Source organism: Delftia sp. WSY_16, from assembly GCF_043104415.1.
In the GTDB taxonomy this organism is placed as follows: domain Bacteria; phylum Pseudomonadota; class Gammaproteobacteria; order Burkholderiales; family Burkholderiaceae_C; genus Comamonas; species Comamonas tsuruhatensis.
The window spans coordinates 157,829-174,771 of sequence record NZ_JBICKS010000003.1; the positions used below are offsets into that span (position 1 = coordinate 157,829).

Here is a 16,943-nt window from a genome sequence, read left to right on the forward strand (position 1 = left end):
CCACGGCTTTTCCCCATGAACTCCGCCACCGGACAACAGACCCTGACGCTCACGGGTTTGCGTTTCGACGCCAACCTGGGCATCCTCGCCCACGAAAAACAGATGCCCCAGCCCATCCAGGTCGATGCCGAGCTGAGCCTGGGCACCCAACCGCTGGCTCCGCGCGACGACGACATCCTGCATGTGCTGGACTACCGCAAGGTGCGCCAGATCATCATCGATGAATGCACGGCCGAGCATGTGAACTTGCTGGAGAGCCTGATCGGCAAGCTGGCCCAGCGCCTGATGCAGCTGCCCGGCGTGATGGGCGTGCGCGTGAAGATCGCCAAGCTCGAAATTTTTGACGACTGCGAAGTGGCCATTCGCGTCGAGACAGGACAATGGTGAACCCCATGAACGCAGTGACCGACAACCCCTGGCTGGCCGAAGAAGCCGCCGCCGACGCCCCCGCAGACACCGCAGGCGGCAACCGCATCAAGATCGAGCGCGAGCAGATCAAGCTCGAAAAGCGCCTGTGCCGCGAGGTGGGCCGCGCCATCACCGACTTCAACATGATCGAGGAAGGCGACAAGATCATGGTCTGCATGTCGGGCGGCAAGGACAGCTACACGATGCTGGACGTGCTGCGCAAGCTGCAAAAGCGCGCGCCCGTCAAATTCGAGCTGGTGGCCGTGAACCTCGACCAGAAGCAGCCCGGCTTTCCCGACCATGTGCTGCCCGAGTACTTCAAGAGCATCGGCGTGGACTACCACATCGAAACGCAGGACACCTACAGCGTGGTCAAGCGCGTCGTGCCCGAGGGCAAGACCACCTGCGGCCTGTGCTCTCGCCTGCGCCGCGCCATCCTGTACAAGGTGGCCGACGAGCTGGGCTGCACCAAGGTGGCCCTGGGCCACCACCGCGACGACATCGTGCAGACGCTGATGCTCAACATGTTCTACGGCGGCCGCATGAAGGGCATGCCCCCGAAGCTGGTCTCGGACGACGGCAAGCATGTGGTGATCCGCCCGCTGTGCTACGTGCCCGAGAAGGACACCGTGCGCTGGGCCCAGTACCAGAACTTCCCCATCATCCCCTGCAACCTCTGCGGTAGCCAGGACGGCCTGCAGCGCGTGGCCGTGGGCGAGCTGCTGCGCGAGTGGGACAAGAAATTCCCGGGCCGCGTGGAAAGCATGTTCCGCGCCATGGGCCACATCGTGACCACGCACATGATGGATCCCGAGCTGCACGACTTCAAGAACGCCAAGGCCACCGGCATTGCCGACCCCAACGGCGACATGGCCTTCGACCATGAAGAGATGCCAGTGTCCGCATCGCTGCCCGGTCTGCAGGTGGTACAACTGTCGTCCTGACGGCTGAACCTATAACAATCGCCCCACTCCAACCAAGGCCCGTGCAAACGGGCCTTTTTTCGACCAAGGAGTACACCATGAAGCTGCGCTGCATCCATGTCCTGGCCATCGTGGCCACGGCCTTGCTTACGGGCTGCGCCAGCGTGCGCGAAGTCCAGAGCACCGTCCAGAGCTATTCCACGCTGGGCGCCCTGCCCGCGCCGCCCACCTACCGCCTGGAAGTGCTGCCCTCGCAACGCGAGGCGCAGACGCACTTCGCGGCCATCGAGTCCCAGGCCCAGCAGGCACTGGGCCGCGTGGGCCTGCAGCGCGACGACTCCCGGGCCAGCCTGATCGTGCAGATCGGCGCCGACGCACGCTATGCGCGCGACTACGCCGCCTGGCCCTACTACGACCGCTGGGGCGGCCCGCGCTGGGGTTGGGGCGTGGGCTACGGGCGCGGCTGGGGCATGGGCTTTGGCGGCAGCTTCATGTTCGACGGCCCGCCGCTGGAGTACTACCGCGCCGTCAGCATCGTGATGCGCAACGCCACCACGCAGCAGATCGTCTACGAGACCTCGGCCCAGCGCCAGGATGTGTGGACCGACGACCCGGCCATCTTCGGCATCCTGTTCGACGCTGCGCTCACCGGCTTCCCCAACCCGCCCAAGGGCTCGCGCGTGGTGCGCACCACCATCGGTCCGGTGCAGCAGGGTGGCGCGCCGGCGCAGCCGCCGGCCCAGGGGGCACCTGCAGCGCAGGCAGCACCGGCCACGCCAGCACCCGCCCGGTGAGCCATCGTGTCTCAGAAGCAAAGGCCTGCATCCGCAGGCCTTTTTTGGGTCCATCGCTGTCATTCGTTCCTGGGAACATGAGAACGCTGTAGGTAATGTGGACAGCGCCTTGCAGCGTTGGTAACTCATAAGTTACCATCCAATCCATGCGAATCCAGCTCCAGGAGTACGTCCGCGAAGACGGCAGCAGCGCGTACCAGACATGGTTCAACGGGCTGGATGGCCAGGCGGCCGCCAAGGTGGCCGTCGCCATGGCCCGCATGGAGTTGGGCAACACCTCCAATATCGAATGGTTCCGGGGTATTGGCGAATACAAGATCGACTGGGGCCCGGGCTACCGCATCTATCTCGCCAAGGACGGGGAAAGATTGATCATCCTGTTCGGGGGCAGCACGAAAAAGGGCCAGCAGAAGGCCATCGACGAAGCCGTGGCCCTGCACAGCGAATACAAGGCTCGCAAGAGGCAACGCCCCTCGGACAATGCCAAAAAAGGAACGAAGGCATGACGCTCACCCGCGATTTCAAACAAACGGTCATTCAGCGCATTGAGCGCGACCCTGCTTTCGCACAGGCGCTGCTTGATGAGGCGGCCACTCTTTTTCTGAGCGGTGAGCCAGAAACGGCACGCCTCGTCCTGCGCGATCTCGTCAACGCAACGGTGGGTTTCGAGACGCTGGCCGACCTCACGCACAAGCCGAGCAAGAGCCTGCACCGCATGCTTTCGCCGAAAGGCAACCCCAGCATGGACAATCTTGCCGCGATCTTTGCCGCCATCAAGAACTGGCTTCAGGTCCGGTTCGACGTGCGGGTCGTTGCCGCGACCTGAACGCCAGGCCATTACAGTGCACTTTGCTCAGTGCACATGCTCCATATCAGGCACGGCAGCCATCAGCGCGCGCGTGTACGGATGCTGCGGCGCATCGAGCACGGCGCCAGCCTCGCCGGTCTCGACCAGGCGGCCGCGCTGCATGACGCCGATGTCGTCGCACATGTGGCGGATCACGGCCAGGTTGTGGCTGATCAGCAGGTAGGTCAGGCCGAATTCCTCCTGCAGGTCGCGCATGAGGTTGAGCACCTGGGCCTGGACCGAGACGTCCAGCGCCGAGGTGGGCTCGTCGCAGATGATGAACTCGGGCCGGCTGGCCAGGGCGCGCGCAATGGCGATGCGCTGGCGCTGCCCGCCCGAGAACTGGTGCGGATACTTGCGCGCATCGTCGGGCTTCATGCGCACGCGGCGCAGCGCCTCCTGCACGCGCTCGGCCGTCTCGTCCTTGCCGGCCGTCAGGGCCAGCACCTGCAGGGGTTCGGCAATCAGCTCCTGCACGGTCCAGCGCGGGTTCAGGCTGGCATACGGGTCCTGGAAGATCATCTGGAAGCGCCGGCGCATGGCCACGGTCTGGGCGGCCGGGCTCCACTTGTCCACGCCGTCGAACAGCACGGTGCCGCTGGTGGGCGGCGTCAGCCCGGCCACCATGCGCGCCACCGTGGATTTGCCCGAACCGGACTCGCCGACCAGGCCGAAGGTGGAGCCCCTGCGGATCGAAAAGCCGACGCCGTCCACGGCCTTGAGGATCTTTTTGTCCTCGCGCGCCAGCAGCCGGGCCAGCCAGCCGCTGGACAGGTCGAACTCCTTGCACAGATCCCTGACCTCCAGCAGGGCAGCCGCGGGCTCCTGCGCTCCGGCCCCGGGCTGCCAGGGCACGGCGGGCGCGGCCGGGCCGCCGCCCACCTCGGGCACGGGCAGGCGCTGCACGCGGTGGTGCACGCTGGGAATGGCGCCCATCAGCACCTGGGTGTAGGGCTGCTGCGGCGCGTCCAGCACCTGGCGCACGGGTCCGGTTTCCAGCACGCGGCCTTGGTACATAACCATGACGCGGTCGGCCGTCTCGGCGATCACGCCCATATCGTGCGTGATCAGCATGGCGGCCGCGCCGCGCTCCTTGCACACGCGGCGCAGCAGGGCAATGATCTGCGCCTGCACGGACACGTCCAGCGCCGTGGTGGGCTCGTCGGCAATGATGAGTTCGGGCTCGGCGCACAGCGCCAAGGCAATGGCCACGCGCTGGCGCATGCCGCCCGAGAACTGGTGCGGATACTGGGCCATGCGCTCGCGCGCCTGCGGGATCTCCACCTCTTCGAGCAGGGCCAGCGCGCGGGCTTCGGCCTCCTTCTCGGAGACGGGCAGGTGCGTGCGGATGGTCTCCACCAGGTGCCGGCCCACGGTATAGACCGGGTTCAGGCTGGTCAGCGGGTCCTGGAAGATGGAGCCAATGCGCCGGCCGCGTATGCGCCGCAGGTCCTCGCCGCGCAGCGTGTCGATGCGCTCGCCGCGCAGTTGCACCGTGCCGGCCGAGATGCGGCCCGGCGGCTCGATCAGGCCGATCACGGCGGCGCCCGTCATGGACTTGCCCGCGCCCGACTCGCCCACCACGCCCAGGATCTCGCCGGGCGCGATGTCGAAGCTCACATCGTCCAGCACCTGCACGGGGCCCTTGTAGGTGTCGAATGTGACGGACAGGCCGCGAACGCTCAGCACCGGAGGCTGTGCAGGGGGCTGCCCGGATTCTTGTGTCGTGCTCATTGCAGCTTGGGGTTCAGTGCGTCGCGCAGCCAGTCGCCGACGAGGTTGACGGACAGCGCCAGCGCCAGCAGCACCAGCGAGGGGAACAGCAATATCCACCACTCGCCCGAGAACAGGAAGCCCTGGCCGATGCGGATCAGCGTGCCCAGCGAAGGCTGGGTGGGCGGCAGGCCCACGCCCAGGTAGGACAGCGTGGACTCGGCCACGATGGCATGCGCGAAGCTGATGGTGGCGATGACCAGGATGGGCGCCAGCAGGTTGGGCAGGATGTGGCGCACCAGGATGGCCACGCGGCTGCGGCCTATGAGCTGGGCCGCCAGCACGTAGTCCTTGTGCTTTTCCACCATCACCGCGCCGCGCACGGTGCGCGCGTACTGCACCCAGTCGGACAGGCCGATGGCCACGATGATCACGAAGACCGCCATGTCGTCGCGGTAGCCCTCGGGCAGCAGGCCGCGTGCGATGCCGAAGACCAGCAGCGCCACCAGGATCACGGGAAAGGTCAGCTGCACATCGGCGATGCGCATCATCAGCGTGTCGAACCAGCCGCCCGCATAGCCGCAGACCAGGCCCAGCGGCACGCCGATCAGCAGGGACAGCCCCACGGCCGACACGCCCACCAGCACCGACATGCGCAGCCCGTAGAGGATGGCGCTCCAGACATCGCGGCCCTGGTCGTCCGAGCCCAGCGCGTACAGCGTGCCGCTGGTGCCCGCCTGGCCCGGCGGCGTGAAGGCATCCATCAGGTCCAGATTGGCCGGATCGAAGGGGTTCTGCCAGGCCAGCCAGGGCGACAGCAGCGTGGCCGCCACGATCAGCGCCAGCACCAGCGCCGCCGCCTGCACCAGGCGCGAGCGTGCAAACGCGCGCTTGACCGGCGAGTCGCTGGCGCGCCAGCCCGTGGGAGGGATTGCTTGTTTGGCGGAATCGGTCATCGGTTTCTCAAGCGGGGGTCCACGATCACGTACAGGAAATCGACGAGCAGGTTGATGCCCACGTACAGCAGCGCGATGAACATCAGGTAGGCGGCGATCAGCGGCACGTCCACGCCCTGGATGGAGGAGATGAACAGCAGGCCCACGCCGGGCCACTGGAACACGGTCTCGGTGACGATGGCAAAGGCGATCAGCGAGCCGATCTGCAGGCCCGCGATGGTGATCACGGGAATCAGGGTATTGCGCAGCGCATGGCCGAAGTACAGATCGCGCTCACGCAGCCCGCGCGCACGGCCGAAGCGCATGTAGTCGGCGCGCAGCACCTCCAGCATCTCGGCGCGCACCAGGCGCATGATCAGGGTCATGTTGTAGAAGCCCAGCGTGATGGCCGGCAGGATCAGCGCCGACCAGCCCGAAGCCGTCAGCAACCCGGTCTCCCAGCCGCCCAGCTTCACCGTCTCGCCGCGCCCGAAGGACGGCAGCCAGCGCAGCTCCACGGCAAACAGGTAGATCAGGGCGATGCCGATCAGGAAGGTGGGCAGGGACACGCCCACCAGCGACACCGTCATGATCGAGCGGCTCAGCCATCCCTCGCGCCGTATGGCCGTGTACACGCCCAGCGCCACGCCGATGACCAGGGCGAACAGCGCCGCCGTCATCGCCAGCTCCAGCGTGGCGGGCAGGCGCTCGGCAATGATCTCGGTCACGGGGCGCTTGAGCCGGTAGGAGATGCCCAGGTCGCCCTGCAGCACCTTGCCCACGTATGCCAGGTACTGCAGCGGCACGGGCTTGTTGAAGCCCAGGCTTTCCGTCAGCGCCTCGCGCTCGGCAACCGTCGCGTCCTCGCCCAGCAGGCTGATCGTGGGATCGCCGATATGGCGGAACACCATGAACGAGACAAAGGAGACGGCCAGCAGGACCAGGGCGGACTGGCCCAGCCGGCGCAGCAGATGGACCAGCATCGGCGCTTACTTCTTCTCGAACTTGACGAACTTGAAGTGCAGCGCGTTGTCCGGGTGCACGGGCACATTGAGCCGGGGCACGGACGCGAAGTGGATCACCTGGTCATGCAGCGCAATGTAGAAGCGCTCCTTTTGCACGGTCTCCCAGATGCTCTTGATGGTGGCATCGCGCTTTGCCTTGTCGCTCTCCGAGGACAGGGACAGGATCTTGGCATCCACATCGGCATTGCTGTAGTGCGTCGCGTTCTGCGCGCCACGGCTGTCCTTGCCGCGCGTGTGCACCAGGAAGTCGAAGATGTAGGCCGAGTCGTAGGTGGGCACGCCCCAGCCGTACAGGTAGAAGTCGCTGTCCGCCTTGGTCAGCGAGACGCTGTGCATGGCGATCGGCCGGGCCGAGACTTCGGTCTTGATGCCGATGCGGCCCAGGAAACCGGCCACCGCCGTGGCGATGGCCTCGTCGTTCACATAGCGGTCGTTGGGCGTGTTCAGCGTGATGGTGAAGCCGTTGGGGTAGCCCGCCTCGGCCAGCAGTTGCTTGGCCTTGGCGGCATCCGCCTTGGGATAGGCCGCGAAGGCCTTGTCGTACCCGTTGACGAACGACGGCGCGATCACGCCGGTGGGAATCGACAGGCCGCGCATCACCGAGCGCTTGATGGCATCGCGGTCGATGGCCAGCTCGATGGCCTGGCGCACCTTGGGATCGGCCAGCGGATTCTTGCCCTTGACGTTGCTGCTCTTGAGCTCGGCCGCACCCACGTTCAGGCCCAGGAAGATGGAGCGGTTCTCGGGGCCTTCATTGATGCGCAGGCGCTTGTCCTGCTTCAGGCGCGCCACGTCCTGCGCGGGAATGTCCTGGGCGAAATCCACCTCGCCCGACAGCAGGGCCGCCACGCGCGTGGCCGGCGACTTGATGGGCAGGTAGACCAGCTCGGTCACCTGCAGCGGGAACTGGCCCTTGCCCCAGTAGTCGGGATTGAGCTTCATCACCGTCTTCGAATCGACCTCGCGGCTGGCCAGCACATAGGCGCCCGTGCCGTTGGCCGCGCGCGTGGCGCCGTTCTCGGTCTTGCTGGCCGTGTCCTGCGTGGTCTCGGCGCCGTTGGCCTTGGACCACTTCTCGCTCATGATGAAGAGATTGGTCAGGTTGTCGGGGAAGATCAGGTTCGGGCCCTTGGTCTTCACCTGCACCGTGAGATCGTCCACGGCCTTGGCCTCCTCCATCGAGGACAGCAGGGACTTGACCTGGGCGTTCTCGCCCTTGGCGCGGTTCAGCGAGAAGACCACGTCGCGCGCCGTGAACGGCGTGCCGTCATGGAACTTGACGTTGGGGCGCAGCTTGAACTCCCAGACCGACGGGTCGGAGGTCATCTTCCACGAGGTCGCCAGCGTGGGCACCAGCTTGCCGTCGGCCGAGCGGATGACCAGGGTTTCGTAGATCTGGTGCAGCAGCACGAAATTGGTGCCCACATTGAAGGCATGCGGGTCCAGCGAAGTCGGATCGGAGCCGCGCGCCCAGCGCACGGTCTCGGCCTGGGCCAGCGCGGCCGAGGTCAACAGGCCTGCGGCCAGCAAAGAACTGCCCAGAATCTTCATGATCATTTGTCTGCTCCCCTGTGGATTGATTGGAAGGGCGGCGGCCATGCGACGCAGCAGCCCGGGCGCCGCAAGAAGCGGGCCATATAGGTGCGCCCCACTTTAAATAACTTTTTCAGCTTGTTGAATTGATTTTTATACTTAAAAGCCATTTCCAAATAACAAGACTGCCGCCGCGGCCCGCCAATGGTGTGCGGCCATCATGGACAGGCCAACGGCTTTGACAGCTAGTGAAAACGCGAAAGACCGACACGGCCCGCTCTGGCAAAGGTTTGCAATCGGGCACAGGTCTGCGCCGCACGGCGTGCTAATTTCAGGCCCTGTATCGAGCCTGCGGGTTTCCGCGGAAAGGAAGCATCCATGAAGACATCCATTGCCAGCGCACTGCTGTGCGCCATGCTGGGCCTGGGCGCCCTGCCTGCCCAGGCGTCGGGCCTGGGCGACTCGCTTCGCCAGGCCTCGGGCCTTGGCGGTGACAAGGCCGCCGCCAGCAGCGAAGGCGCCGGCTCCGGCCTTGGCGGCATGCTGGGTGCGGGGGCAGGCGGTGCGGGCGCGCTGTCCGCCCTGGGCCTGAGCCCCTCGGCCACGGCCGGCAATGCGGCAGGCGTCATCTCCTACTGCATGAAGAACAACTACCTCAATGCCGACAAGGCGGCCCAGGTCAAGGACCAGTTGCTGGGCAAGCTGGGCATGCAAAAGCAGGAAGAGCCCAAGGACACGGGATTCCAGAACGGCCTGGGCGGCCTGGTCACCGGCTCCAACGGCAAGAGCTTCAGCATCGACAAGCTCAAGGGCGACCTCAAGGAAAAGGCCTGCGACTTCGTGCTGGACAACGCTAAATCGCTGATCTGACCCCCTGAGCGGCTGCGCCGCTTCCCCCTTCTCGCTTCGCGGAGGGGGACGACGCCTTCGGCTGGGCGCCCCCGCCGCGAGGCGGCTCTTGCTCGGCGTCCCTGAGTTGGGCCGCGCCAGTTTCAACGGCGGCGCGCGATGCAGGCTTGCCTGGCTTGCGGGACAATGCCTGCTCTTTTTGCAGCACCCCACGCCAGCCCCTCATGCAAGCCACGCGCATCATTGCCATCCGCCACGGAGAAACCGCCTGGAATGTGGACGCCCGCATCCAGGGCCATCTGGACATTCCTCTGAACGACATGGGACTTTGGCAGGCCGCCCAGGCCGGCAAGGCCCTGGCGGGCGAGCCGGTGGCCGCCATCTACAGCAGCGACCTTCTGCGTGCCTATGCCACGGCCGAGGCCGTGGCCGCGACCACGGGCGCATCGCTGACGGCCGACAAGGGCTTGCGCGAACGCTGCTTCGGCAGCTTCGAGGGCCAGACCTTCAACGATATCGAGGCGTCCCACCCGGAGGATGCGCTGCGCTGGCGCAAGCGCGATCCCGAGTTCGTGCCCGCAGGCGGCGGCGAGTCGCTGCTGATGCTGCGCGACCGCATCTCGGCCACGGTGGACCGCCTGGCCGGCCGCCACGCAGGCGAGCAGATCGTGATCGTGGCGCATGGCGGCGTGATGGATGTGCTCTACCGCCTGGCCACGCACCAGGAAGTGCAGGCGCCGCGCACCTGGGCGCTGGGCAATGCGGCCATCAACCGCCTGCTGTGGACGCCCCAGGGCCTGGGCCTGGTTGGCTGGGGCGATGTGCAGCACCTGGAAGGCGGTGCGCGCGACGAGGTTTTCAGCTGAATTCCCGCACTGCAGCGCAGTCCCTCATTCCACCTGGATATTGGCGGACTTGACGATCTGCGTGTAGCTCGCCTTTTCCTTTTTCAGGAATTGGGCGAACGTGGCCGGCGTGCCCGAGCCGGGCGTGGCACCGCTGTCCTGCAGGCGCTTGCGGACCTCGGGCAGCTTCAGCACCTCGGCCAGTTCGGCGGCCAGGCGGCTGACCACGGGTTCGGGCGTGCGGGCGGGGGCGAACAGGCCGGTCCAGGCCTCCAGTTCGAAGCCCTTCAAATCAGGAGCCTCCGCAAAGCTCATCACCTCGGGAATCACGTCGATGCGCTGGGCCGAGGTCACGCCCACGCCTTCCAGCTTTTTCTGCTGCACCAGCGGCGTGGCGCCGGTGGTCATCAGAATGCCCAGGTCGACTTGGCCGCCCATGACCTCGCTGGTGACCTGTGCCACGCCACGATAGGGCACATGAACCAGGCGGATGCGGGCACGCTCCTGCAGCCGCTCCATGGCCAGGTGCAGCACCGTGCCCACGCCCGGGGTGGCATAGGTCAGCGCGCCGGGCCGGGCGCGGGCCATGCTGATCAGCTCGTTGAGGTTGTGCACGGGCAGGCCAGGGCGGGCCACGATCACCATGGGCGCCACCGAAGTCAGGCCCACGGGAGCCAGATCACGCTCGGCGTCATAGCGCACGGAGGAGTTCACCAGTTGCGCAATGCTCACCGGCCCGTCAAAGCCCAGCAGCAGCGTGTAGCCATCGGCATGCGAGCGCGCCACCTTGCTCACGCCCAGCACGCCGCCAGAGGCCGGCACGTTGTCCACCACCACCGACTGGCGCAGCCGCGCACCCAGCTTTTCGGCCACCAGCCGCGCCGTGGCGTCCACATCGCTGCCCGCGCCGAAGGGCACGATCAGCGTGATGGGCCCGCCTGCCGGCCAGGGCTTGCCCGCGCCCGGCGCGGCATGGGCGGCGGGTGCAGCAGCAAGGGCCGCAGCCACTGAGGCGGCAGCCGATAGCAGGGAGCGTCGGGACAGGTGCATGGAGCGTGGGCATGCGCGGTGCATGCCGGCGAAGGCGGTGCGGGCTGGCAATGGCCTGCAGGGCAGGGACGGCCAGCGCGTGGAAAGCGGGCGATTCTGCCATAGGGCGCAATTTTCCTGCCACACGCTTGCCACGAAGCCCTATTTATTGCAATCCGTTTCAACCCTTGTGATTCCGTGTCCTAGGGTTCTCGCCTAAGGCGCTGCCCCGCCGCCATGCCCAGAATCGGCTGACCATGCTCTCACCCAGCCAAGTCATTGTCTTCGCCACTCCTGCCTTTTTGCTGCTGATCGCGCTGGAATGGGGCGTGAGCCTGTGGCGCGGGCGCAATGCCTACCGGCTGGCCGACGCCATCAGCTCCATCAGCCTGGGCATGCTCAGCCAGACCAGCGCCGTCTTCACCACGCTGCTGCGCGTGGGCCTGTACACGCTGGCCTTCGAGCACCTGGCGCTGTGGCGCAACGATGCCTTCTGGACCAGCATTCCCGGCTGGCTGCTGGCCCTGCTGTTCTACGACTTCTGCTACTACTGGCTTCACCGCATGGGCCACGAGGTGGCCGTGCTCTGGGCCGCGCATGCCGTGCACCACCAGAGCCAGGACTACAACCTGTCGACGGCGCTGCGCCAGACCAGCTCGGGCGCGCTGCTGGGCTGGCTGTTCTACCTTCCCATGGCGCTGGCCGGCGTGCCGCCGCTGGTGTTTGCCATCGTGGGCCTGATCGATCTGCTCTACCAGTTCTGGGTCCATACCGAGCAGGTGCGGCGCCTGGGCTGGTTCGACCGCTGGTTCTGCGCGCCCAGCAACCACCGCGTGCACCACGCCGTCAATGACTGCTACCTGGACAGGAACTACGGCGGCATCCTCATCGTCTGGGACCGCCTGTTCGGCACCTTCAAGCCCGAGGACGACAGCGAGCCCTGCGTCTACGGCACGCGCGGCCTGCTGCAAAGCTGGGACCCGCTGTGGGCCAACGCCGTGGTGTACCGGCAACTCATCCATGACAGCTGGTATGCGCGGCGCTGGGGCGACAAGCTGCGCGTCTGGCTCAAGCCGCCCGGGTGGCGCCCTGCCGACGTGGCGCAGCGCTTTCCCAGGCCGGCCTTCGACCTGGACGCGCACCGCGTGCTCTACGCACCCGACATGCAGCGCAGCCTGCGCTGGTTTGCGGGCCTGCAGTTCGTGGCGCTGATCGCCGGGGTGTCGCTGTTCCTGTGGCATGCCGACCAGTCCTCGACGGCGCGCAATGCGCTGTGGTTTGGCGTGCTGCTGGCCTGCCAGTGGGCACTGGGCGCGGCCATGCAGGGGCGTATCAGCCTATGGGTGGCCCTGGCCATCGAGGCCGGCGCGCTGGCCACCGCCACCAGCGTGCTGGACATGCTGCACTGGCACTGGCTGTTCAAGCCGCTGGCCATGGTCTTTGCGCTGTTCGCTGTCATGCAGATGTGGCGCGGCAGCGCGGCGTTCTCGGCGCTGGCGAAACCCGCGCGCGGCGCCTGCTGGCTGGCCGCGGCGCTGGCGGCCTCGATGGCGGGCGACGTGTTCCTGATGCTGCCCGATCTGTTCATCCCGGGCCTGGCCAGCTTTCTGCTCGCCCACCTGGCCTATATCGTGCTGCTGCGCCAGGATGCGCCCTGGTTTGCGCACCGGCCCTCGCTGGCCGCCACACTGGTTCTGGGCGTTGCCATGTATGCCGTGCTCTGGCAGGGCGGGCTGCCCGCCGCGCTGCGCCTGCCCGTGGCCGCCTATGTGCTGGTCATTGCGCTGATGGCGGCCCAGGCCCTGGGCCGCGCCAGGCACCTGGGCGGCCAGCCCGCCTGGACCGTGGCCATCGGCGCCTGCTTCTTCATGGTCAGCGACTCGCTGCTGGCCATCAACCGCTTCGTGCAGCCTTTCGACGGGGCGCAAGCCGCCGTGCTGTCCACCTACTACGCGGCGCAGTTGCTGATCGTGCAGGGCTGGCTGGCCCGTGGCGCATCGACATCAGGGTTGACCCGAGGCAGCTCGCAAGGCACAATGGCGGGATCGCATTTTCAGGAGTCCTTCCGTGGACAGTGCCAGTTCAACCAGTGACAAACAGCGCGCCGCAATGGCTACGCTGCTGGCTGACTGACCGACTCCTGTGAAGGGAGCGGCCATGTCGGCCGGCTTCCTTCCATTGCTGCGTTTCCCCTTGGATCTTCGCGCCCGCCCGGCGCTGCAGTTGCGCTTGGCATGCATCAGGTAGGCCGCTCCTGCACCGAAGATTCCAATGGCTGTTGATCACTGACCGCGTGCCCGTGTGGCTGTCATCGAGCAGCGCGCGGCCCACGCTGCTTGACGGCCCTGCCCGCGGCAGTCTTCCTGGTTCGCCAAGGAGAAAGCCATGTCCACACCGTTCGTCCGCCCCGCAATGCAACGCCTGCAGCCTGCCACTGCCGCGCCCTGCCCCGGCGCCACCGGCACGCGCGTGGCTGCCTCCCAGGCAGCAATGCAGGCCAAGGCACAGCCACAGATGCAAGCCCAGGCCCCATCGGCCATGGAGCACGCCATGCACCTGGACCTGCAGACCCACTGGCCCACGCACCGCATCCGCAGCTTTCTGAGCCTGCAGCCGCGCTGAGCGCGCGCCGCAGCCTTGTCCGCCCCATCGTCAGAAAGGAGTTCCCCCATGGACCCCGATCCGAGTCGATCTTGCCCTGACCCCTCCGATACGGTCCGGCCGCACATGCCTGCGGCCCTTCCGCCCCTTCCCAAGGCCCCGGCCGGGAGACCCGCGCACGTCCATTGATGGATAGGTGCCGGGCTTCTTTCGGCCGCAACGAAAGAAGCCCGCCATGCAACACGTCATCACCGCGCTGCGGACCACGCCCGCAACAGCATCCGTCTCCACGCGCGCCAGCCGCACCTCCCACACCACCCGCGCCAGCACCTTGCAGCTGGCCCTGCAAGCCGCCATTGCGGCACGCCACACTGGGCAACTGCACACCCTGCTGCAGCAACACGGCCCCGATCTCTTCGCCCATTCCCTCGTGGCGCTCACGCAGCGCCAGCAGGCCGACGTTCTGTCCCTGCTGGCGGCGCAGGAGCGCGCCGAGGTCTACCGCCACCTGCCTGCCCATGCGCGGCGCCAATGGCTGCAGTCGGCCACCGTGGCCCGCCCGCCGCTGCGCCGCCGCCTGCTGTGCGCCTGCCAGCGCAACTGGCACTGGCTGCGCGCCACCCTTCGCTCGAGCCAGGCCTGAGCCACCGGGGAGGTCGCCATGAAAAACCTCAAGCACCTGTTCCAGGCCTTTTTGCGCAGCCGCCACGCCCTGGGGCTGTTCCGGCGCAATGCCCTGCCCTCGGGCACGGCCGTGCACCACTCGCGCTCGGTATCGCCGACCCTCACGCGCGAGCTGCTGCGCGCCTCGCGCGATGACATCGCCGCCGTGCTGGCGCGCACCAGCTCCAGCGAGGACGGCCTGACCCGCGAGCAGGCCCGCGCCGCGCTTGCACGTCTCGGCCCCAACGAGGTCGAGCACGAAAAGCCGCTGCCCGGCTGGCTGCACCTGTGGTACTGCTACCGCAATCCCTTCAACCTGCTGCTGACGCTGCTGGCCGTGGTCTCCTACGCCACGGAGGACATGAAGGCCACGGTCGTCATCGCCTCCATGGTGCTGCTGTCCACGCTGCTGCGCTTTGTGCAGGAAGGCCGCTCCAACCGCGCCGCCGCGCGGCTCAAGGCCATGGTCAGCAGCACGGCCACGGTGCTGCGCCGCAATGGCGGCCCACCGGCCCCTGCAGATGCCGACTCCGCAGACGCCCCGCACAGCGGCTTCGGCCAGCAGGCGCGCCGCTACGAGGTGCCGCTGCGCGAGGTCGTGCCCGGCGATTTCGTGGTGCTGTCGGCCGGGGACATGATTCCTGCCGACTGCCGCGTGCTCAGCGCCAAGGACCTGTTCGTGAGCCAGTCCGCCATGACCGGCGAATCCCTGCCCGTGGAAAAGCGCGCCGACGCCAGTGCATCGAATGGCACCGGCGTGCTGGACGCCAGCAACCTGCTGTTCATGGGCACCAACGTGGTCTCGGGCACGGCGCTGGCCGTGGTGCTGGCCACGGGCAACCGCAGCTATTTCGGCACCATTGCCACGCGGGTGACCTCCAACGACCGCGCGCCCACGGCCTTCGAGACCGGGGTCAACAGCGTCAGCTGGCTGCTGATCCGCTTTGCGGCCGTGATGGTGCCCGTGGTGCTGTTCATCAACGGCTACACCAAGGGCGACTGGGCCGAGGCCTTCCTGTTCGCGCTGTCCGTGGCCGTGGGCCTGACGCCCGAGATGCTGCCCATGATCGTGACCTCCACCCTGGCCAAGGGTGCCGTGGTGCTGTCGCGCCGCAAGGTCGTGGTCAAGCGGCTGGACGCCATCCAGAACTTCGGCGCCATGGACGTGCTGTGCACCGACAAGACCGGCACGCTGACCCAGGACCGCATCGTGCTGGAGCGGCACACCGACGCCTTCGGCCAGCCCTGCGACGAGACGCTGCGCTTCGCCTACCTCAACAGCCACTACCAGACGGGCCTGAAGAACCTGCTCGACCATGCCGTGCTGGAACACGTGGAGCTGCACACCCAGATGCGCGTGGCCGAGGACTACCGCAAGGTCGATGAGATCCCCTTCGACTTCGAGCGCCGCCGCATGTCCGTGGTGGTGGCCGAGCGCGGCCACCACCACGAGCTGATCTGCAAGGGCGCGGTCGAGGAAATCCTGGGCGCCTGCACCCGGCTGCGCGAGGGCGATGGCACGCGCCCGCTGGACGAGGAGCAGCTGGCCCGCGTGCGCCGCGTGACGCGCGAACTCAACCGCGAGGGCCTGCGCGTGGTCGCCGTGGCCATGAAGGAAGTGCCGCCGCACAAGAGCGACTACGGCGTGGCCGACGAGTCGGAGCTGACCCTGATCGGCTACATCGCCTTCCTGGACCCACCGAAGGAAACCACGGCCGAGGCGTTGGCCGCCCTGGCCGCGCACGGCGTGGCCGTCAAGCTGCTGACCGGCGACAACGAACTGGTGGCCGCCAAGGTCTGCCGCGATGTGGGGCTGCCTGCAGACCACATCATCCTGGGCACGCAGATCGAGCACATGAACGACGAGATGCTGCGCCAGACGGTGGAACGGCACCAGCTGTTCGCCCGGCTCACGCCGCTGCACAAGGAGCGCATCGTGCATGCGCTGCGCGCCAACGGCCACATCACCGGCTTCATGGGCGACGGCATCAACGACGCCCCGGCCCTGCGCGCGGCCGACATCGGCATCAGCGTGGACAGCGCCGTGGACATCGCCAAGGAGGCGGCCGACATCATCTTGCTGGAAAAAAGCCTGATGGTGCTGGAGCAGGGCGTGATCGAGGGCCGGCGCACTTTCAGCAACATGCTGAAGTACATCCGCATGACGGCCAGCTCCAACTTCGGCAACGTGTTCTCGGTGATGGTGGCCTCGGCCTTCATCCCCTTCCTGCCCATGCTGCCGCTGCACCTGCTGGTGCAGAACCTGCTGTACGACCTCTCGCAGATCGCCATCCCCTTCGACAACGTGGACGACGAACTGGTGCGCCAGCCGCTGCGCTGGAACCCGGCCGACCTGGGCCGCTTCATGGTGTTCTTCGGGCCCATCAGCTCGCTGTTCGACATCCTGACCTTCGCGCTGATGTGGTTCGTCTTCGCCGCCAACACGCCCGAGCAGCAGACGCTGTTCCAGTCGGGCTGGTTCGTCATCGGGCTGCTCACGCAGACGCTGATCGTGCACATGATCCGCACGCCCAAGATCCCCTTCCTGCAAAGCCGCCCGTCCTGGCCGCTGCTGCTGGCCACGGCGGCCGTGATGGCGGCCGGCATCTTCCTGCCGATGGGGCCGCTGGCCGGCTACTTCAAGCTGCAGGCGCTGCCGGCGGCCTACTTCCCGTGGATGATTGCCATATTGCTGGGCTACGCTTGCCTGGCCACGCTGCTCAAGCGCGTCTACATCCGCCGCTACGGCTGGCAGTGACGCACCCTTCAACCCATTCA

General features: G+C 67.0%; 16 protein-coding genes. 11 read left to right on the forward strand and 5 right to left on the reverse strand.

What is annotated here, in order from left to right; genetic code table 11:
• Positions 1-15 precede the first annotated feature (15 nt).
• The 5 genes from ACF8O7_RS01525 (at position 16) to ACF8O7_RS01545 (ending at position 2,951) form a co-directional block, all read left to right on the forward strand.
• A complete protein-coding gene (locus tag ACF8O7_RS01525) occupies positions 16-387 on the forward strand; it encodes a dihydroneopterin aldolase (RefSeq protein WP_016451860.1) in 372 nt (123 codons plus the stop codon).
• On the forward strand, positions 381-1,352 hold the full coding sequence (ttcA, locus tag ACF8O7_RS01530) for a tRNA 2-thiocytidine(32) synthetase TtcA (RefSeq protein WP_016446517.1): 972 nt from the start codon (positions 381-383) through the stop codon (positions 1,350-1,352). Before ACF8O7_RS01525 ends, ttcA begins: the two co-directional genes overlap by 7 nt.
• A gap of 77 nt (positions 1,353-1,429) precedes the next feature.
• A complete protein-coding gene (locus tag ACF8O7_RS01535; protein ID WP_065345344.1) occupies positions 1,430-2,125 on the forward strand; it encodes a DUF4136 domain-containing protein in 696 nt (231 codons plus the stop codon).
• A 146-nt stretch (positions 2,126-2,271) separates the two neighbouring features.
• A complete protein-coding gene (locus ACF8O7_RS01540) occupies positions 2,272-2,631 on the forward strand; it encodes a type II toxin-antitoxin system RelE/ParE family toxin (RefSeq protein WP_126311291.1) in 360 nt (119 codons plus the stop codon).
• Positions 2,628-2,951, forward strand: a complete 324-nt coding sequence (locus tag ACF8O7_RS01545) for a DNA-binding protein (RefSeq protein ID WP_012203174.1) — start codon at positions 2,628-2,630, stop codon at positions 2,949-2,951. Before ACF8O7_RS01540 ends, ACF8O7_RS01545 begins: the two co-directional genes overlap by 4 nt.
• Positions 2,952-2,978: 27 nt before the next feature.
• Here the strand turns inward: ACF8O7_RS01545 and ACF8O7_RS01550 are convergent, their stop codons facing one another.
• The 4 genes from ACF8O7_RS01550 to ACF8O7_RS01565 are packed head-to-tail and all read right to left on the reverse strand — an operon-like array spanning position 2,979 to position 8,202.
• The gene (locus ACF8O7_RS01550; RefSeq protein ID WP_392442075.1) at positions 2,979-4,706 is read right to left on the reverse strand and encodes a dipeptide ABC transporter ATP-binding protein; all 1,728 of its coding nucleotides are present in this window, start codon (positions 4,704-4,706) and stop codon (positions 2,979-2,981) included.
• Positions 4,703-5,641: an ABC transporter permease gene (locus ACF8O7_RS01555; protein WP_012203172.1), complete on the reverse strand. Its 939-nt coding sequence runs from the start codon at positions 5,639-5,641 to the stop codon at positions 4,703-4,705. The genes ACF8O7_RS01550 and ACF8O7_RS01555 overlap by 4 nt, the downstream gene beginning before the upstream one ends.
• Positions 5,638-6,603 carry an ABC transporter permease gene (locus tag ACF8O7_RS01560; protein WP_016446522.1) on the reverse strand — a complete coding sequence of 322 codons (966 nt, stop codon included), beginning with the start codon at positions 6,601-6,603 and terminating at the stop codon, positions 5,638-5,640. The genes ACF8O7_RS01555 and ACF8O7_RS01560 overlap by 4 nt, the downstream gene beginning before the upstream one ends.
• 6 nt (positions 6,604-6,609) lie before the next feature.
• Positions 6,610-8,202, reverse strand: coding sequence for an ABC transporter substrate-binding protein (locus tag ACF8O7_RS01565; RefSeq protein WP_016446523.1), 1,593 nt, complete (start codon positions 8,200-8,202; stop codon positions 6,610-6,612).
• A 354-nt stretch (positions 8,203-8,556) separates the two neighbouring features.
• On the opposite strand from ACF8O7_RS01565, the gene ACF8O7_RS01570 reads away from it, so the two are divergent.
• Together ACF8O7_RS01570 and ACF8O7_RS01575 are read left to right on the forward strand one after the other, a co-directional pair.
• Positions 8,557-9,048: a DUF2501 domain-containing protein gene (locus ACF8O7_RS01570; protein WP_016446524.1), complete on the forward strand. Its 492-nt coding sequence runs from the start codon at positions 8,557-8,559 to the stop codon at positions 9,046-9,048.
• A gap of 203 nt (positions 9,049-9,251) precedes the next feature.
• Positions 9,252-9,893, forward strand: a complete 642-nt coding sequence (locus ACF8O7_RS01575; protein WP_277849371.1) for a histidine phosphatase family protein — start codon at positions 9,252-9,254, stop codon at positions 9,891-9,893.
• Positions 9,894-9,917: 24 nt separating this feature from the next.
• Here the strand turns inward: ACF8O7_RS01575 and ACF8O7_RS01580 are convergent, their stop codons facing one another.
• Entirely contained in the window at positions 9,918-10,922 is a 1,005-nt protein-coding gene (locus ACF8O7_RS01580; RefSeq protein WP_047217760.1) for a tripartite tricarboxylate transporter substrate binding protein, read from the reverse strand.
• Positions 10,923-11,158: 236 nt separating this feature from the next.
• Between ACF8O7_RS01580 and ACF8O7_RS01585 the strand changes: the two genes are divergently transcribed.
• The 4 genes from ACF8O7_RS01585 (at position 11,159) to mgtA (ending at position 16,923) form a co-directional block, all read left to right on the forward strand.
• On the forward strand, positions 11,159-12,994 hold the full coding sequence (locus ACF8O7_RS01585; protein WP_392442078.1) for a lysoplasmalogenase family protein: 1,836 nt from the start codon (positions 11,159-11,161) through the stop codon (positions 12,992-12,994).
• A 292-nt stretch (positions 12,995-13,286) separates the two neighbouring features.
• Complete coding sequence (locus tag ACF8O7_RS01590) at positions 13,287-13,523, forward strand: hypothetical protein (RefSeq protein WP_392417572.1); 237 nt, start codon at positions 13,287-13,289, stop codon at positions 13,521-13,523.
• Between the two features lie 214 nt (positions 13,524-13,737).
• Positions 13,738-14,145: a hypothetical protein gene (locus ACF8O7_RS01595; protein ID WP_392442081.1), complete on the forward strand. Its 408-nt coding sequence runs from the start codon at positions 13,738-13,740 to the stop codon at positions 14,143-14,145.
• A gap of 18 nt (positions 14,146-14,163) precedes the next feature.
• Complete coding sequence (gene mgtA, locus ACF8O7_RS01600) at positions 14,164-16,923, forward strand: magnesium-translocating P-type ATPase (protein ID WP_392442084.1); 2,760 nt, start codon at positions 14,164-14,166, stop codon at positions 16,921-16,923.
• The last annotated feature ends 20 nt before the right edge of the window (positions 16,924-16,943 follow it).

Excerpts from the sequence above, each read along its gene's own strand:
- ACF8O7_RS01525 (WP_016451860.1), top strand. The coding sequence starts at position 16 with ATGAACTCCGCCACCGGACAACAGACCCTGACGCTCACGGGTTTGCGT.
- ttcA (WP_016446517.1), top strand. The coding sequence starts at position 381 with ATGGTGAACCCCATGAACGCAGTGACCGACAACCCCTGGCTGGCCGAA.
- ACF8O7_RS01535 (WP_065345344.1), top strand. The coding sequence starts at position 1,430 with ATGAAGCTGCGCTGCATCCATGTCCTGGCCATCGTGGCCACGGCCTTG.
- ACF8O7_RS01540 (WP_126311291.1), top strand. The coding sequence starts at position 2,272 with ATGCGAATCCAGCTCCAGGAGTACGTCCGCGAAGACGGCAGCAGCGCG.
- ACF8O7_RS01545 (WP_012203174.1), top strand. The coding sequence starts at position 2,628 with ATGACGCTCACCCGCGATTTCAAACAAACGGTCATTCAGCGCATTGAG.
- ACF8O7_RS01550 (WP_392442075.1), bottom strand. The coding sequence starts at position 4,706 with ATGAGCACGACACAAGAATCCGGGCAGCCCCCTGCACAGCCTCCGGTG.
- ACF8O7_RS01555 (WP_012203172.1), bottom strand. The coding sequence starts at position 5,641 with ATGACCGATTCCGCCAAACAAGCAATCCCTCCCACGGGCTGGCGCGCC.
- ACF8O7_RS01560 (WP_016446522.1), bottom strand. The coding sequence starts at position 6,603 with ATGCTGGTCCATCTGCTGCGCCGGCTGGGCCAGTCCGCCCTGGTCCTG.
- ACF8O7_RS01565 (WP_016446523.1), bottom strand. The coding sequence starts at position 8,202 with ATGATCATGAAGATTCTGGGCAGTTCTTTGCTGGCCGCAGGCCTGTTG.
- ACF8O7_RS01570 (WP_016446524.1), top strand. The coding sequence starts at position 8,557 with ATGAAGACATCCATTGCCAGCGCACTGCTGTGCGCCATGCTGGGCCTG.
- ACF8O7_RS01575 (WP_277849371.1), top strand. The coding sequence starts at position 9,252 with ATGCAAGCCACGCGCATCATTGCCATCCGCCACGGAGAAACCGCCTGG.
- ACF8O7_RS01580 (WP_047217760.1), bottom strand. The coding sequence starts at position 10,922 with ATGCACCTGTCCCGACGCTCCCTGCTATCGGCTGCCGCCTCAGTGGCT.
- ACF8O7_RS01585 (WP_392442078.1), top strand. The coding sequence starts at position 11,159 with ATGCTCTCACCCAGCCAAGTCATTGTCTTCGCCACTCCTGCCTTTTTG.
- ACF8O7_RS01590 (WP_392417572.1), top strand. The coding sequence starts at position 13,287 with ATGTCCACACCGTTCGTCCGCCCCGCAATGCAACGCCTGCAGCCTGCC.
- ACF8O7_RS01595 (WP_392442081.1), top strand. The coding sequence starts at position 13,738 with ATGCAACACGTCATCACCGCGCTGCGGACCACGCCCGCAACAGCATCC.
- mgtA (WP_392442084.1), top strand. The coding sequence starts at position 14,164 with ATGAAAAACCTCAAGCACCTGTTCCAGGCCTTTTTGCGCAGCCGCCAC.